The sequence below is a fragment of the Streptomyces murinus genome (genome assembly GCF_002154555.1).
GTDB classification, from domain to species: Bacteria; Actinomycetota; Actinomycetes; order Streptomycetales; family Streptomycetaceae; genus Streptomyces; species Streptomyces murinus.
In genome coordinates, this window is the sequence record NZ_MUNF01000831.1 from 1 (window position 1) to 758 (window position 758).

2 protein-coding genes are annotated in these 758 nt (G+C 69.5%); both read right to left on the reverse strand.

Annotation, left to right across the window (positions count from 1 at the left end; all coding sequences use genetic code 11):
• The coding region (locus CCN72_RS35565; RefSeq protein ID WP_107430270.1) for a type II toxin-antitoxin system Rv0910 family toxin at positions 1-416 on the reverse strand (416 nt) is incomplete at its 3' end.
• 115 nt (positions 417-531) lie between these two features.
• A complete protein-coding gene (locus CCN72_RS35570) occupies positions 532-726 on the reverse strand; it encodes a hypothetical protein (RefSeq protein WP_085562661.1) in 195 nt (64 codons plus the stop codon).
• Positions 727-758 lie beyond the last annotated feature (32 nt).

Consider the following 758-nt stretch of genomic DNA (forward strand, 5'->3'; position numbering starts at 1 on the left):
CCGTCCAGCTTGCGCAGCGACTCGGTCAGGGCCGTCGTCGCCGAGTCCTTGAGCCGGGCCGCCATCAGCGACACCGCGGCGCCGGTGAACTCGCCGTCGATGCGCAGCGTCGTGGCGTTTCCGTCCGGGGTGAGCGTGTAGCGGGTGGCGACGGTGACCGCCATCGGGCCCTTGCCGCGGATCGCGAACACCCGGGCCGGTTCCAGCTCCTCGATGGTCCAGTCGACCTCGGCCGGGAACCCCATCAGCTTCATGTTCTCCCGGAACGTGCCCCCTACGGCGAGCGATTCCGGGCCGCCGGCGGGGAAGCCGGTGTGGGTGGCGTTCCATTCCCCGTACGACGACCAGTCGGTGAGCTGCGCCCACACCTTGTCGGCCGGCGCCTCGATGCGTGCCTCCGCGCTGACTTCGGCCATGCGACCACCCCTTCGGTTCGGGCGAATCCGGCTACGGTGTCGCGGAACGTAGCCGCAGGGCCGTGAACATTCAATACTGATGAATCGTCAGGATGAGCGAAGGGTGCGGGCGGCGTCAGCCGATGTGCCGGATCACCGCCGTGTCGAACAGGTCCCACGCGCGCGGCAGGGCGCTCTCGTCATGGCAGTGCCACGCCTGCCAGAACAGGTCGGCGAGCAGCGCGTCCCGGGGTGCGTAGACCCGGTACACGTACTCCTTGCCGTCGATCGCCGGCAGTGCGACGAGCCAGCACCCGCCCCTGCCCTCCATGTCCTGAGTGACGTACGGCGGCGTACGGCGGT